Annotated in this window: 12 protein-coding genes; 9 read left to right on the top strand and 3 right to left on the bottom strand. The window is 66.3% G+C overall.

Features of this window, described 5'->3' with window-relative positions:
- Positions 1-98: 98 nt before the first annotated feature.
- From HGR_RS10015 to HGR_RS10025, 3 genes are read left to right on the top strand one after another with little or no spacing between them, the layout of a single operon-like run.
- Positions 99-1,073 (top strand): Bug family tripartite tricarboxylate transporter substrate binding protein, encoded by a 975-nt coding sequence (locus tag HGR_RS10015; protein WP_006298116.1) that lies wholly within the window; start codon positions 99-101, stop codon positions 1,071-1,073.
- Complete coding sequence (locus HGR_RS10020) at positions 1,073-1,627, top strand: tripartite tricarboxylate transporter TctB family protein (protein ID WP_006298117.1); 555 nt, start codon at positions 1,073-1,075, stop codon at positions 1,625-1,627. Before HGR_RS10015 ends, HGR_RS10020 begins: the two co-directional genes overlap by 1 nt.
- Positions 1,628-1,642: 15 nt before the next feature.
- Positions 1,643-3,139, top strand: coding sequence for a tripartite tricarboxylate transporter permease (locus HGR_RS10025; RefSeq protein WP_006298118.1), 1,497 nt, complete (start codon positions 1,643-1,645; stop codon positions 3,137-3,139).
- Positions 3,140-3,162: 23 nt separating this feature from the next.
- Here the strand turns inward: HGR_RS10025 and HGR_RS10030 are convergent, their stop codons facing one another.
- Positions 3,163-3,696, bottom strand: a complete 534-nt coding sequence (locus HGR_RS10030; RefSeq protein WP_006298119.1) for a YqaA family protein — start codon at positions 3,694-3,696, stop codon at positions 3,163-3,165.
- Between the two features lie 160 nt (positions 3,697-3,856).
- Here HGR_RS10030 and dusB point away from each other — a divergent pair, with 160 nt between their 5' ends.
- From dusB to HGR_RS10050, 4 genes are all read left to right on the top strand, one after another.
- A complete protein-coding gene (gene dusB / locus HGR_RS10035; protein ID WP_138922474.1) occupies positions 3,857-5,008 on the top strand; it encodes a tRNA dihydrouridine synthase DusB in 1,152 nt (383 codons plus the stop codon).
- A gap of 85 nt (positions 5,009-5,093) precedes the next feature.
- The gene (locus HGR_RS10040) at positions 5,094-5,330 is read left to right on the top strand and encodes a helix-turn-helix domain-containing protein (protein WP_006298121.1); all 237 of its coding nucleotides are present in this window, start codon (positions 5,094-5,096) and stop codon (positions 5,328-5,330) included.
- Between the two features lie 25 nt (positions 5,331-5,355).
- Positions 5,356-6,966, top strand: coding sequence for a bifunctional phosphoribosylaminoimidazolecarboxamide formyltransferase/IMP cyclohydrolase (purH, locus tag HGR_RS10045; protein WP_006298122.1), 1,611 nt, complete (start codon positions 5,356-5,358; stop codon positions 6,964-6,966).
- Positions 6,967-7,120: 154 nt separating this feature from the next.
- Positions 7,121-8,299: an ATP-binding protein gene (locus HGR_RS10050; protein ID WP_006298123.1), complete on the top strand. Its 1,179-nt coding sequence runs from the start codon at positions 7,121-7,123 to the stop codon at positions 8,297-8,299.
- Here HGR_RS10050 and hemL read toward each other — a convergent pair.
- Positions 8,296-9,612 (bottom strand): glutamate-1-semialdehyde 2,1-aminomutase, encoded by a 1,317-nt coding sequence (gene hemL / locus HGR_RS10055; RefSeq protein WP_006298124.1) that lies wholly within the window; start codon positions 9,610-9,612, stop codon positions 8,296-8,298. The genes HGR_RS10050 and hemL overlap by 4 nt on opposite strands.
- A gap of 87 nt (positions 9,613-9,699) precedes the next feature.
- Positions 9,700-10,650, bottom strand: coding sequence for a bifunctional hydroxymethylpyrimidine kinase/phosphomethylpyrimidine kinase (gene thiD, locus HGR_RS10060; RefSeq protein ID WP_006298125.1), 951 nt, complete (start codon positions 10,648-10,650; stop codon positions 9,700-9,702).
- 163 nt (positions 10,651-10,813) lie between these two features.
- Between thiD and HGR_RS10065 the strand changes: the two genes are divergently transcribed.
- Positions 10,814-10,966 carry a rubredoxin gene (locus HGR_RS10065; RefSeq protein ID WP_006298126.1) on the top strand — a complete coding sequence of 51 codons (153 nt, stop codon included), beginning with the start codon at positions 10,814-10,816 and terminating at the stop codon, positions 10,964-10,966.
- A gap of 95 nt (positions 10,967-11,061) precedes the next feature.
- Positions 11,062-14,646, top strand: a complete 3,585-nt coding sequence (locus HGR_RS10070) for an Hpt domain-containing protein (protein ID WP_006298127.1) — start codon at positions 11,062-11,064, stop codon at positions 14,644-14,646.
- Positions 14,647-14,659 lie beyond the last annotated feature (13 nt).

Here is a 14,659-nt window from a genome sequence, read left to right on the forward strand (position 1 = left end):
AGGTGTTTGAAAGCCTAGGCCGGGCCACAGGTTCAGAATCCCGGGGCTGCAGGCGAGGCCCTGCAAAAGTTGTTTTGATTCTTACACAGGAGACGACGATGCAAGCGAAGCGACGTGAATTCCTCGGCCTGGGTCTGGCCGCCGGTGCCAGCCTGGCCCTGCCCGTCTGGGCCCAGGGTAAGCCCCTGTTCGAGAACCTCAATATGTTCGTGCCGGCCGCGCCGGGCGGCGGCTGGGACGGCACGGCACGCGCCATCGAGCGCGCCGCCAAGGCCGCGGGCCTGGTGGGCAACATGCCCTTCGAGAACGTCGCCGGCGCCGGCGGCATGGTCGGCCTGCCGCGCTACGTGAACCAGCGCAAGGGCAAGGGTGACAACCTGATGGTGGGCGGCTCCGTCATGGTGGGCGCGGCCATCGCCAACAAGAGCCCGGTGACGATGAAGAACGTCACGCCCATCGCTCGGCTGACGGAAGAAGCGGGCGTGGTGGCCGTGCCCGCCAGCGGTTCGATCAAGACCTGGAAGGAGCTGGAAGCCGCGCTCAAGGCCAATCCCCGCGGGGTGCCGGTGGCCGGCGGCAGCGCGGGCGGCACCGACCACGTGCTGCTGGGTCTGATCATCCAGGCCCTGGGCCGCAACCCGCGCGAGGCCGCCTACGTGGCGTTCTCGGGTGGCGGCCAGGCCAATGCCGCGTTGCTGGGCGGGCAGGTGACGGCGGGCATCTCGGGCTACTCCGAGTTCGAGGAGCACATCAGCGCGGGCCGCTTGATTCCGCTGGCCGTCTCGGGCAACAAGCGCATCCCCGGCGTGAACCTGCCCACCTTGAGCGAGCTGGGCGTGCCGGTGACGGCGGCCAACTGGCGCGGCGTGTTCGCGCCCCCGGCCATCAGCAATGAGCAACGCGATGCCTTGGTGACCTTCATGACCCGCCTGCACGCCTCCGAGGCCTGGAAGAAGGAACTCGAAACCCGCAAGTGGACCGACGTCTTCCTGACCGCGCCGGCCTTCGACAAGCAACTGGCCGAGGACATCCGCGCCACCGAGGCTGTGATGAAGGACCTGGGGCTGGCCTGATGTCTGCATCCACCCGCACGAGCCACGGCGCCCAGCGGCGTGCACGCTTCACGCCCTTCCTGCTGGCCTTGCTGCTGGTGGGCCTGGCGGCCGCGGCCGCTTGGCAGGTCACGGCGATTCCCGAGTCCATGATCCAGATGGCCGTCGGCCCCGTGCTGGTGCCCGGGGTGGTGGTGGGCATGCTGGTCGTGCTCGCGCTGGCCTACGGTTGGAGCGCCTGGCGCGGCCACCAAGTGGATGACAGCCAGATCGAGGACCACGAACCCCTGCCCGGTGGCGATCGGCGCCTGCTGTTTCTGCTGGGCGGCGGCGTGCTCTTCATGGCCCTGGTGCAAGCGCTGGGCTTCATCATCCCCGCCGCCTTGTGCGGCATGGGCGTGGCGCGGGCCTTCGATGCGCCGGTCATCGGGCGTTCCGCCTGGCGCTCGGCCCTGATCTGCCTGGGCATCGCCGCCTTTTTCTGGTTCGTTCTGGCCTTTTTGCTGGGCGTAGGCTTGGGCCCGGCGTTCAGCTGGTCTTGGACGGACTTGGCCGCCAACGCCGTCGCGGCCTGATTTTTCGGAGCAAGCATGCAAGGATTCGAGGCCCTGCTGGCCGGGTTTGCCAGCGCGCTGCAACCCACGACCCTACTCTGGGGTTTCGCGGGTTGTTTTCTGGGCACGCTGGTGGGCGTGTTGCCGGGCATCAGTCCGGCGCTGACCATCGCGCTGCTGCTGCCGCTGACCTACCAGGTCCCCGCCACCAGCATGTTCGTGATGTTCGCGGGCATCTACTACGGTGCGGCCTATGGCGGCTCCACCACGTCCATCCTGCTCAATACGCCGGGGGAATCCGGCTCGGTGGTGACGGCGCTGGAGGGCAACAAAATGGCGCGGCGCGGGCGCGCGGGCCAGGCGCTGGCGACGGCGGCCATCGGCAGTTTCGTCGCGGGCACCATCGGCACGCTGGCGCTGACCTTCTTCGCGCCCTGGGTGGTGCAGGCCGCGCTGGCCTTTGGTCCGGCGGAATACTTCAGCCTCATGGTGCTGTCCCTGGTCGCCGTGTCGGCCGTGCTGGGCAATTCGGTGTTGCGCGGGCTGATCAGCCTCTTCCTGGGCCTGTTGGCGGGGCTGGTGGGCATCGACTTGCAGACCGGTCAACCGCGGTTCACTTTCGGCCGCGCCGAGTTGCTGGACGGACTGGAAGTGACGGTGGTGGTCGTGGGCCTGTTCGCCGTCGGCGAGGCGCTGTACCTGGCCTGGCAAGGGCGTGAATCACGCAATGCCGAGGTGATGAAGCTCACCGGCAGTCTGCGTCTGAGCCGGCAGGACTGGGGGCGCTCCTGGAAGGCCTGGTTGCGTGGCGCGCTCTACGGCTTCCCGATTGGGGCCATGCCGGCCGGTGGTGCCGAGCTGCCGACCATGCTCTCGTACTACACCGAGCGCAAGCTCAGCAAGCATCCCGAGGAATTCGGTCAGGGCGCCATCGAGGGCGTGGCCGGGCCCGAGGCCGCCAACAACGCGGCGGCGGCCGGTGTGCTGATGCCGCTGCTGACCTTGGGCATCCCGACCTCGGCCACGGCGGCCATCATGCTGTCGGCCTTCGAAGGCTACGGTATCCAACCCGGCCCGCAGCTGTTCACTCAGCAGGGCGCGCTGGTCTGGACGCTGATCGCCAGCCTCTACATCGGCAACGTGATCCTGCTCATCCTCAACCTGCCGCTGGTGGGCCTCTGGGTCAAGCTGCTCAAGATCCCCCCGCCCTGGTTGTACGCGGGCATCATCATCGTGTCCATCGCGGGCGTCTACGGCGCGAGCAATTCGGTGTTCAACGTGGGCCTGCTGTTTGCCTTCGGCCTCCTCGGTTTCGTGATGCGGCGCTTTGACTTTCCGGCCGCGCCGCTGATCGTCGGGCTGATCCTCGCGCCCATGGCCGAGCAGTCCATGCGGCAGGCGCTCATCATCAGCCAGGGCGACTGGTTCACCTTCTTCACGCGTCCGCTGTCGGGCACGCTGATGGCCGTGGCGCTCGTGCTGCTGTTCGCCCCGCCCTTGTGGCGCCTGGCCCGGCGCCGCTTGAATGCCTGATCAGCCCCGGATCGCCCAGGCCGTCACAGCAGCTTGAGCGACTCCGGAATCAGCCACAGCAGGGCGGCCGTCATCGTCACGTAGCGCAGGAACTTGCCGATGGCCATGTAGGTCACGCAGGGCCAGAAGGGCAGCTTGAGCCAGCCGGCCACCGCGCAGAGCGGGTCACCAACGATGGGCAGCCAGGACAGCAGGCAGGCCTTGGGGCCGAGGCGTTCCAGCCAGCCCAGCGCGCGCAGGTGGGCGCGTGAATGACTCTGGGCATGGGCCTGCATCTCGGCCCGCTCATGGCGCAGCCGGTCCAGGGCCCGGTGCGCGCCGTAGCCCATCCACCAGTTCAACGCGCCGCCCAGGGTGTTGCCCGCCGTGGCCACGAAGATGGCGGGCCAGAACAGCTCGGGATTGAGGTGCAGCAGGCCCACCACGGCCGGTTCCGAACCCATGGGCAGCAGGGTGGCGGAAATGAAGGCGATTACGAACAGCGTGCTCAGACCGAACTCTGGCAGCGCCAGCCAGGCCAGCAATTGCTGCAGCGCCACATTGAATTGCTCCATCATGGGGCGCAGTATAGAAAGCACGCAGTCGCGAGTAAGGGAAAGCGTGATCAACGCGGTTCTCGACACGGCTTGCGCGCGCGATTCCAACTGCTGAAAATTTGAGCAGATAGAATCCGCCGCTCCGTCTTCGCCCTGCCTGGCTCCTTTTTCCTCTTTCCGCATGAACCCCGGCCTTGTTTCCGGTGTGCGCATTGGCGCGCACCTGCTGCCGAACAACGTGTTCGCCGCGCCCATGGCGGGCGTGACGGACCGGCCTTTCCGCAAGCTTTGCAAGGCGCTGGGCGCGGGCTACGCGGTCAGCGAGATGGTCACCTCGCGCAAGGAGCTGTGGAACAGCCTCAAGACCAGCCGCCGCGCCGACCACAGCGGCGAGCCTGGGCCCATCGCGGTGCAGATCGCGGGCACGGACGCCGCGATGATGGCCGAGGCCGCGGTCTACAACATCGAGCGCGGCGCGCAGATCATCGACATCAACATGGGCTGCCCGGCCAAGAAGGTTTGCAACAAGTGGGCGGGCTCGGCGCTGATGCAGGACGAAGCACTCGCGCTGGAGATCGCCGAGGCCGTGGTCGCTGCCTGCGAGCCGCATGGCGTTCCCGTCACGCTCAAGATGCGCACGGGCTGGTGCCAGGCGAACAAGAACGCGGTCACCTTGGCCTGCGCGTTTGAAGGCGCGGGCATCCGCATGCTCACGGTGCATGGCCGCACGCGCGAACAAGGCTACGGCGGTCAGGCCGAGTACGACACCATCGCCGCGGTCAAGGCCGCCGTGCGCGTGCCGGTCGTGGCCAATGGTGACATCACCTCGCCCGAGAAGGCGCGCGCGGTGCTGGCCCACACGGGCGCCGATGCCGTGATGATCGGCCGCGCCGCGCAAGGCCGACCCTGGATCTTCCGCGAGGTCGCGCATTACCTGGCCACGGGCGAGCACCTGGCCCCGCCCTTGGTCGCCGAAGTCAAGCGCCTGTTGCTGGACCACTTGCAGGAGCACTACGCCCTGTACGGTGATGACCGCTGGGCCGAGGGCCTGGCAGCCCGCCCTGACACGCTCACGGCCCTGCCGTCGGCGAGCACCGGCGTACAACCGGGAACGAGCACAGGCGTTCGAAGCGCGCGCAAGCACATCGGCTGGTACGTGCGGGGCTTGCCTGGGGGCGAGGCTTTCCGCGCCCGCATGAACGCACTGGACGACAGCCGTGCCCAATGGCAGGCCGTGGCGGATTATTTTGACGAGCTGGGCGCGGTGATGGACCGGTTGCCGGCGGCGGACGCCGCGTGGCTGGGGCCCGTGGAGGAAGCCGCGTCCGCATGAGCCTGTGAAGCGGAGATGAGCGCAAGAAGGAATGCGTGAGCAAGAACGCAAGAACGCATGAGCCAAGAACAATGAGTCCAAAACAATGAGCAAGAAGCAGATCGAAGAATGCGTGCGCAACAGCATGGAGAGTTATTTCAAGGACCTGCGCGGCGCCGAGCCGGACCGCATGTACGAGATGCTGGTGCGCGTGGTCGAGAAACCGCTGCTGGAAGTGGTGATGGCGCACGCCGAGCACAACCAATCCCGAGCCGCCGAATGGCTTGGGCTGAACCGCAACACCCTGCGCAAGAAGCTGGTCGAGCACAAGCTGCTCAAATGATTTTCAGAACCGATAGATAAACACCATGCAAGCACTGCTTTCCGTTTCCGACAAGACCGGCATCCTCGAATTCGCCAGGGAACTTCACCAGCTCGGCGTCAGGCTGCTGTCCACCGGCGGCACCGCCAAGCTGCTGGCCGACGCGGGCCTGCCCGTGACCGAGGTGGCCGAGCACACTGGCTTCCCCGAGATGCTGGACGGCCGCGTCAAGACCCTGCACCCCAAGGTCCATGGCGGCCTGCTGGCGCGCGCCGACCTGCCCGAGCACGTGGCGGCCATGCAGGCGCACGGCATCACGCGCATCGACATCCTGGCCGTCAACCTCTACCCGTTTGAGGCCACGGTGGCCAAGCCCGGGTGCACGCTCGAAGACGCCATCGAGAACATCGACATCGGTGGTCCGGCCATGGTGCGCAGCGCGGCCAAGAACTGGAAGGACGTCGTTGTGCTGACCGACGCCAGCCAGTACGCGGGCGTGCTGGCCGAGCTGAAGACGGGTGGCTTAAGCGGCATTTCGCGCAAGACCCGCTTCGCCCTGAGCGTGGCCGCCTACAACCGCATCGCGAATTACGACGCGGCCATCAGCAACTACCTCTCGTCCGTCCAACTGGGGGACGACGGCCAGCCCGCCGCTCCCGCCGAATACGCGGGTCAGGCCAACAGCAACTTCGTCAAGCTGCAGGACCTGCGCTATGGCGAGAACCCGCACCAGACCGCCGCCTTCTACCGCGACCTCTACCCCGCGCCCGGCTCTCTGGTCACCGCCAAGCAGTTGCAGGGTAAGGAGCTGAGCTACAACAACATCGCCGACGCCGACGCGGCCTGGGAATGCGTCAAGACCTTCGACACCCCAGCGTGTGTGATCGTCAAGCACGCCAACCCCTGCGGCGTGGCCGTGGGCAAGGACGCGCTCGAGGCCTATGGCAAGGCCTTCAAGACCGACCCCACCAGCGCCTTCGGTGGCATCCTTGCTTTCAATCGCACCGTGGACGGTGCGGTGGCGCAAGCGATCACCGTGGCCAACAAGCACTTCGTCGAGGTGCTGATGGCGCCGGCCTACACGCCCGAGGCCTTGGAGATTTTCAAGAGCAAGGTCAATGTGCGCGTGCTCGCCATCCCGCTCGATGGCGTCAAGCGCGACAGCAAGAACGCCTGGGAGCGCGGCCTCAACAGCCACGACGTCAAGCGTGTCGGCTCGGGCTTGCTGATCCAGACCGCCGACAACCATGAACTCCAGCGCGACGATCTAAAGGTTGTCACGAAACTCGCGCCGACCCCGCAGCAAATCGATGACCTGCTCTTCGCCTGGAAGGTCGCCAAGTTCGTCAAGAGCAACGCCATCGTCTTTTGCAGCGGTGGCATGACCATGGGCGTGGGCGCGGGCCAGATGAGCCGCCTGGACAGCGCGCGCATCGCCAGCATCAAGGCCGAACACGCGGGTCTGAGCCTGAAAGGCACGGCCGTGGCCAGCGACGCCTTCTTCCCCTTCCGCGACGGCCTGGACGTCGTGGCCGAGGCCGGCGCCACCTGCGTGATCCAGCCGGGTGGCAGCATGCGCGATCAGGAAGTCATAGCTGCTGCAGACGAGCGCGGGATTGCGATGGTGTTCTCGGGCGTGCGCCACTTCCGGCATTGAGCCTGTTCGACAGGGATCGCCATTCTTCTTGGGGGCGCTGTCGTCTGCCTGAACTGGAGCACGAGGGCGCTGGGAAAGTGAGGAATCTATTTCAATCTATAGTAAATATATGCTATACATAGCTATAGATACCTGACTCTCTTCCCACTTCCGTATGGACGAATACCGCAATCCCTTCAATCCAGGTGCTGGCGTCAGTCCGCCGGAACTGGCTGGCCGTGCAGAAGTGATGCAGCAGGCTGTGACCGCGCTGGAGCGAACCAAGCGGGGGCGGCATGCCAAATCTCTGTTGATATTGGGGCTGCGCGGCGTGGGCAAAACCGTGCTGTTGAATGAGATTGCCAAAGAAGCTGGGCAACGCGGCTATCTCACTGAAATGATCGAGGCGCGGGACAACGACGATTTGCGCCAGATGCTGATTCACTCGGTGCGCCGCGTGCTGTTGACGCTGGACAGTGGCAAACAGGCCGCCGAAGCCGTCAAAAAAGGGTTGCGCGTTCTGCGCAGCTTTCTGGGAAGTGTGACGGTGAGCACCGGTGGCGTGGATGTCACCCTAGGCGTTGACCCTGAAATCGGCCAGGCGGATAGCGGTAGGTTGGAAACGGACGTGACGGATTTGCTCTTGGCTACTGGCCGTGCGGCGCAGGCCGTGGCAAAGCCAGTGGCCCTTTTGATTGACGAACTGCAATACGTGTCCAAGGAAGAACTGGCCGCGTTGATTCGAGCCATACATGCAGTCAATCAGGCTGGGCTGCCTTTGATTCTGTTTGGGGCTGGATTGCCGCAACTGGCGGGCCAGGCTGGTGACGCCAAGAGCTATGCAGAGCGCTTGTTTGAATTTCCTCGGTTGGATCGCCTCAGTGAGGCCGATGCCTATGCCGCCATCCGTGAGCCCATTGAAGAAGAGGGCGCGCATATTGAAGGCGCAGCTTTGCAAGAGATTTTCAGGCAATCACATGGATACCCATACTTCCTGCAAGAGTGGGGGTACAACGCCTGGAATGCCTGCGACAGCGACACGATTGAATTAGCGGACGCACACACAGCCACAGCCAATTCCATCCGCAAACTGGATGCATCGTTTTTCCGTGTCCGCTTTGATCGGTTGACGCCTGGCGAACGTGACTACATGCGTGCCTTGGCAGACATGGGCGAGGAGCCGCAACGTACCTCGGATGTTGCGATGGCGATGGGGCGCAAGGCCACGAGCATGACACCTGTAAGGGACAGCTTGATCAAGAAGGGCATGCTTTATGCGCCTGAGCACGGCATGATTGCGTTCACCGTGCCCTTATTCGATGAATTCATGCGGCGGGAAATGCCCCAGGGCTAGCGCATCAACTTGAAGATGTCCGTGGACGCCTCCAGCGTCGCATCAATATCCGCCTCGCTGTGCGCCGCGCTCACAAACCCCGCCTCGTACAACGCCGGCGCGATGTAGACCCCCCGATCCAGCAGGCCATGGAACAGCGCATTGAACTTCGCGCCCTCGGTCTTCATCACCTGCGTGTAGTTCTGCGGCAGTTGAGGCAGCAGGAAGAAGCCGAACATGCCGCCTTCACTGTCGCCCACGAAGGGCACGCCGGCACCGTTCGCGGCGGTCTGCAGGCCATCGACGAGGCTGCGTGTTTTTTTCGCGAGTGATTCGTAGAAGCCGGGTTTCGCGATTTCCTTGAGCGTGGCCAGACCGCAGGCCGTGGCGATGGGGTTGCCGCTGAGCGTGCCAGCCTGGTAGACGGGACCGAGCGGCGCCATCTGTTCCATGATGGCGCGTGGTCCGCCGAAGGCCGCCAGCGGCATGCCGCCGCCGATGACCTTGCCCAGCACCGTGAGGTCCGGCTTGAACCCGGGGATGGCCTTCGCATACAGGCTTTGCGCGCTGCCGAGCGCGACGCGGAACCCCGTCATCACTTCATCGAGGATGAGCAGCGCGCCGTGCTGTGTGCAGAGTTCACGGCAGCGCCGCATGAAGGGTAGAGAAGCGCGCACGAAGTTCATATTGCCCGCGATGGGCTCGATGATGATGCAGGCCACGTCCTTGCCATGCAGGGCGAAGGCTTCCTCGATCTGCTGGACGTTGTTGTATTCGAGCACCAGGGTGTGCTGCACCACCTCGGGCGGCACGCCCGCGCTGGTGGGGTGACCGAAGGTGGCGAGGCCCGAGCCCGCCTTGACCAGCAGCGAATCCGCGTGGCCGTGGTAGCAGCCCTCAAACTTGATGATCTTGGGACGGTTCGTGGCCCCACGCGCGAGGCGAATGGCGCTCATGCCGGCTTCCGTGCCGCTGCTGACCAGGCGCAGCATCTCCATGGACGGCACGTGCTTGAGGATTTCCTCGGCCAGCTCGACCTCGCGCTCGGTGGGCGCGCCGAAGGAGAAACCTTCCGTGGCGGCCTTCTGCACGGCTTCCAGCACGGCGGGGTGACCATGGCCCAGGATCATCGGTCCCCATGAGCCGATGTAGTCGATGTATTTCTTGCCATCGGCGTCCCACATGTAGGCGCCCTGGGCACGTGCGATGAAGCGCGGCGTGCCGCCCACGGCGCGGAAGGCCCGCACGGGCGAGTTGACACCACCGGGGATGACGCGCTTGGCGCGTTCGAACAGGGTGGGATTGAGGCTGGCGGGTTGGGTGGAGCTGGACATGGTGACTTGCAGAAGCGGGAACGGGATCGGGAACGGATGCGATGCGATACGGGTGCGGGTCCGGGATGCGTGAATGCATCCCCGTGCTCAATGCCGGGTGCTGTGAGGCGGCAGGTCCAGCGTGTCGTCGGGATGTTCTTCGTCTTCCATGCCGATCTCACTGACGTCAACGTCGCCTTGAGCCCAGAACATGCGCTCGGGAATGACCATGCCCATGCCGGGCCGAAAGCCCGCGTCCAGGGCCTGGTCCAGGTAGGCCAGGGCCTCGGTGAAGGCTTCGTCCAGGTCGTTGCCCGAGGCCAGCAGGGCGGTCAGCGCCGCGCTCAGCGTGTCGCCCGCGCCAATGAAGGCGGCTTCGAAACGCTCGAACTTCAGGCTGCCCAGCACGCTCTCGGGCGATGCCAGCACGTTGTCGATTTGCTGCTCGGCCGGATTGGACGGATCAATCACGGGGATGCCCGTCACCAGCACGTAAGCCGAGCCGTGCTCGCCCGCGGCGCGGGCGATGTCGCGCGCGCTCGGGGGCTTGTCGTTCTCCCAGTCCGGCAGCAGCCAGCGCGACAGGGTGCTGTGGTTGCCCACGAGGATGGTGGTCTGCGGCAGGAGCAGTTCGGCGAAGGCGTCTTGATACAGATCAATCTGCACTTCGTTCCACCACGATAGATTGGGCATGTAGGCGATCAGGGGCGTCTCGGCGTAATCGCTCGCGATTTCGGCGATGGTGCTCAGGTTCTCGGGCGTGCCCGCGAACCCGACCTTGATCGTTTGCACTTGCACGTCCTCCAACAGCGCGCGCGCCTGTTCGGCCACGGCTTCCTCGTCCAGTGGAAAGTGGTCGAAGGTCGTCGCCGTGTCGCGTGCGTAAGCGCCCGTCAGCACGGGCAGCGCATGCGCGCCCACCGAGGCCATGGCGGTGATGTCGGCTGAAAGGCCGCCAGCTCCGCTGGGGTCATTGGCGTTGAACACCAGCACGCACGGTGGCTGGTGTTCGCCCAGGTCCTGGTCTTGCGCGCGGGTGTCTGTTTCGGGGATTTGCATGGCTGACCTGTGAAGTTCATCAGGCAGAATAGTGCGTGAAGGTTGCGGCTGTCGTGCTTACCTTGGCGGGTAAGCCGAAACAGGTCAGCGGCTCTCGCGCGTTTCGTCATTCAATTCTATAGAGAGAAAGTTGCAAGCTGTGAGTGAGAACAACAAAACCTGGATGTGCCTGATCTGCGGCTGGATGTACGACGAAGCCCAGGGCGATCCCGAGCACGGCATTGCCCCGGGCACCGCCTGGGCCGACGTTCCCATGAACTGGACCTGCCCGGAATGCGGCGCGCGCAAGGAAGATTTCGAGATGGTGCAAATCTGATTCGCGTCACGGGCGGCGCTGAGGCGACAATGCGCGCCACGGAACACCCTTGACGCCGCCCGCCCCGCACGAGTCAGAAAGGACGTCCTTCCGCCATGCCGCCGATCCCCAGCGCCGTATTGCAGGAAGAACTGCGCGTCACGCTGGACGCGACGGGCCGGTCGCTGCGCCGGCTGCTGCATGAGCGTGCGGCCGGGGGCGCGACGGGCACGGGGTTGGCGCCCGAGGTGGCTTCCTTGCCCGAGGTGCGCGATCGCCTGCTGCGTTGCGCCACCGCCTTGGAGCCCTTCAGCGGCTCCGCCAAATTGCTCTACGCCATGGCCTCGCTGGTGCAGAGCCATGCCGCCCACCCCCAGTCCCTGAGCGAGGCTTCGGCCGCCGCGGTTGAACGCGCCAGCGACGCCGTGATCGAGCACCTCGCCGCGCTCGCGCGTGGCAAGCAGGTCTCGGCCGTGGCGCTGTTTCCCCAATACCGTGAATTGCTGATGCTGCTCGGCGAGGAGCGGGTGCATCCGGCGGAGCTCTGGACCCCCCCAGCCTCGACGGCCCGCCCCGCGCCCGCGGTGGAGTTTCCCCTGGAGGGCGCCCCCGCGAGCGCGCGTTCGCCGGTGGGGGCCCAGCAGGCTTGGGCGTGGATCGATGGCACGCGGGCCGACAAGGCCGCGCGCGCGGCCCTCAAGGCCGAACCGCTGGCCTATGCGCCGGCCCTGCGTTCGCGCATGGACGTGGCCTTGCTGCAAATGGTCAAGGCTGGCGGTGGTGCCGCGGCCTTGCCCTTGCGCGACATCGCCCTGGGCCTGGCCGCGGGCGAGACCCCATTGCCCCGGCGCGCCTTCTGGCAGTTGGCGTCCGCCTACTTCGAGGCCTTGGCGCTGGAACTGATCGCGGCCGATGTCTACGTCAAGCGCACGGCCAGCCGCGTCTTGCTGCAGTACAGCGCTTTCTCGCGGCAACTGTCTGGGGCCGAGGTGGAGGTGGCCGACGGTCTGGCGCAAGACCTGCTGTTTTTCTGCGCTCAGGCCGCCCCGCCTAATTTGCTGACGGCCGCGCAAGCCGCGCCCGTGCTGGCCACGGTGCGTCGCATCTACGGCCTGGACGATGCCCAGCCCGTCAATTACGAAGCCCAGCGCTACGGACGCTTCGACCCCACCGCGCTGGCGCAAGCGCGTCAGCGCATCCGCGCCGCGCTCGAGGGTTGGGCGGGCTTCAACACCGAGCCCGACCTGCTCTACCCCAACAGCATTCCGGACAGTCACCGCTTTGAGGCCTTGACGGCCCTCTTCAGCCAACTGGGCGTGTCCCTGCTGACTTTGCAGCCCGAGCGGCGTGAACTGGTGCGCGCCCTGTTGCAGGCAGCCGACTACATCGCGCGCGCCGCCTCATGGCGCCCCTCGCTGTCCGGCGCGCGACTGGCCACCGAAGTCGATCTGGCCCTGTGCTTCCTCGACGCGGCCTACGAGGACCTGGACCCCGCGGAGGACATGCTCAAGCAGGAGCGCGGCGATTTGCTGGCCCTGCGCATCGACCGCGCCGTGGATGCGGCCGAGAGCGGCTTGGACGAGCCCGCCGAGCCCTTCCAGCCTTGGATGGCGGAGTTGCTGGGCTTGCCCGCACCCACTGAATCCGTGTTCCAGCCTCTGTTCGAACTGGAGCACGAGGGCCATCCCTTCCGAGTCTCGGCGCCGAATCCTCCGCCCGCCACACCGCCGGTGCCACTGCACGTTCAGCCTGCCTGGGCACCCGAACCGCCTCCCGTGCTTGAGTCTCTCGCTCAGGCCGAACCGCGCGTGGATGTGGCGCCTGACGCCACGGGCAGTGATGGGGGTCATGGGGGTCATGGCAGCGATGGCGGCCATCTCAGCGAGGGCCTCAGCAGCGAGCCGCCGAGCGACGAGCCGCCCATGCCCTGGGCGCCTGCCGTGCGCTCGGAGGCGCCGCCGCCGCAAACCGTCGACCCGCAAGGGGCGGATGGCGAAGCCGGCGAGGCTGACCCAGCCGCAGACGTAGACGCAGAATCAACAGCAACCCTGCCGCGGGCCACCTTGCCTGTGCTCACTCAGCCTGCGGATGACCAGGTCAGGCACGACGCCTTTCTGACGACCGCGCGGGAGGCCGTCCACGCGGGGCTGGATGTGGTGGCGGGCCAGCTGGCGGGCATGTTCGACACGGCCCCAGAGGCTGCGTTGGCCACCCCCGACGAGGGGGAGGGTCCTCTGGCCCAAGTCTTCGCGCAATTGGCCGAGGCCGCGGCGCGAGAGCAGGCCGCCGGTTTGAGCCAAGCGGGCGAACTCGTTGAGGCCGTCGACGTTCTGCTGCCGTTCCTGTCCGCAACAGATGGAACGAGCGCGCGCCCGGAGGTGCTGCATCTGGCCTTGGAGGCCTTGCACCAGATCGGTTTGTGGGTCGAGGATCTGGCCGCTGGCCGCGACCCCGAACCCTTGGCCGACACCCTGAGGCAAGCGGCTGCGGCCTTGAGTCCGCAAGCGTCTGTGTTGACGGACACCACTACCTCTACCTCCGCTTCTGCTGCCTCGAACGCCCCCGCCGACCCTTTTCCGGGCGCCCCGTCGGATGAGCCCCCACGGGATCTTTCAGCGTTGGTGTCGCTGGCTGATTCTGCGGACCCGTCCATGGCGGTGCCCATTCCTCAGCCCATTCCTCAGCCCGAGCCAGGCCCAGAGGCGCTGCAGCCAGCGCCCGACGTTCCCGCGTCGGCACCCGATGGCAGCGCCGCGGTAGTCACAGTACAGGCCGCGGGCGAGTACTTGACGATCCCTGCCGAGCCCCCGCCCTTCCGCCAGACCCGGTTCGTGGAAGCAGAGGCGCAGTTCAAGCAGATCGGCCCCTTGCGCCTGCCGCTGGCGGACTACAAGGCTTTCTTGAGCGAGGCCGCCGAGTGGTCGCGCCTGCTCAGCGCCGGCTTGAACGAGTGGTCACTCGACCTGAGGCACCAAGTGCGCCGTGCGCTGCCCGTCAACCTGCTCGCGCTGGCGCATGCCTTGGCGGGCAGCGCGGCGGCACTGGGTCTGGAGGCCATCGCCACGCTCTCGCGCACCTTGGAGCAGGCCATGATGCAGTTGCGCGGCGAGCGCGAGTTGCAGGTGCCGGCCAGCGAAGCCGCGCGCATCTTCCTGCTGGCCGCCGAGGACATCCGCTACCTCTTGCACCGGTTGGCCGCCGGAGAGCTCAAGATGCCTGAGCCCGGCTTGCTCGACGAGCTGGCCGCCGCCGCCGGCATCGAGGCGCCGGTCCTGCACGCGCCCGTGTCGCCCTCCGCGATCGCGGCGACGGGGACGGCTGACGCGGAGGCGCAGTCGGGCCCGCAGGGCCTGACGCCGGACGAACCCGATCTTTTCACTTCCGCCGCGCCGGCAGCTACCGCGCCGCGCGCACCCGTGCACAACGAGTGGGGTTATGACTCGCTGCCCGAGGCGGCCTCGTACATCGACCCTCCGCGTCCACTGACCTTGCGTCAGCGCCTGGAGGCGCGGGTGGACGAGGTGCATGGCGGGCTGCATGAGTTGGACCTCATGCTCGAACGCCTGCGCACCTACCTCAAATCGGCCGGCTTGCCGCCCGAAGCGCTCAAGGAGATCGCCACCGTGCAGCGTCACCTGCAAGAAGCACTGGGTGAGCTGGAAGAAGACCTGCGCGAGCTCGACGACGAAAGCGGTCCCTAGCGCGAACGGCGGT

The organism is Hylemonella gracilis ATCC 19624, from assembly GCF_000211835.1.
GTDB classification, from domain to species: Bacteria; Pseudomonadota; Gammaproteobacteria; order Burkholderiales; family Burkholderiaceae_C; genus Hylemonella; species Hylemonella gracilis.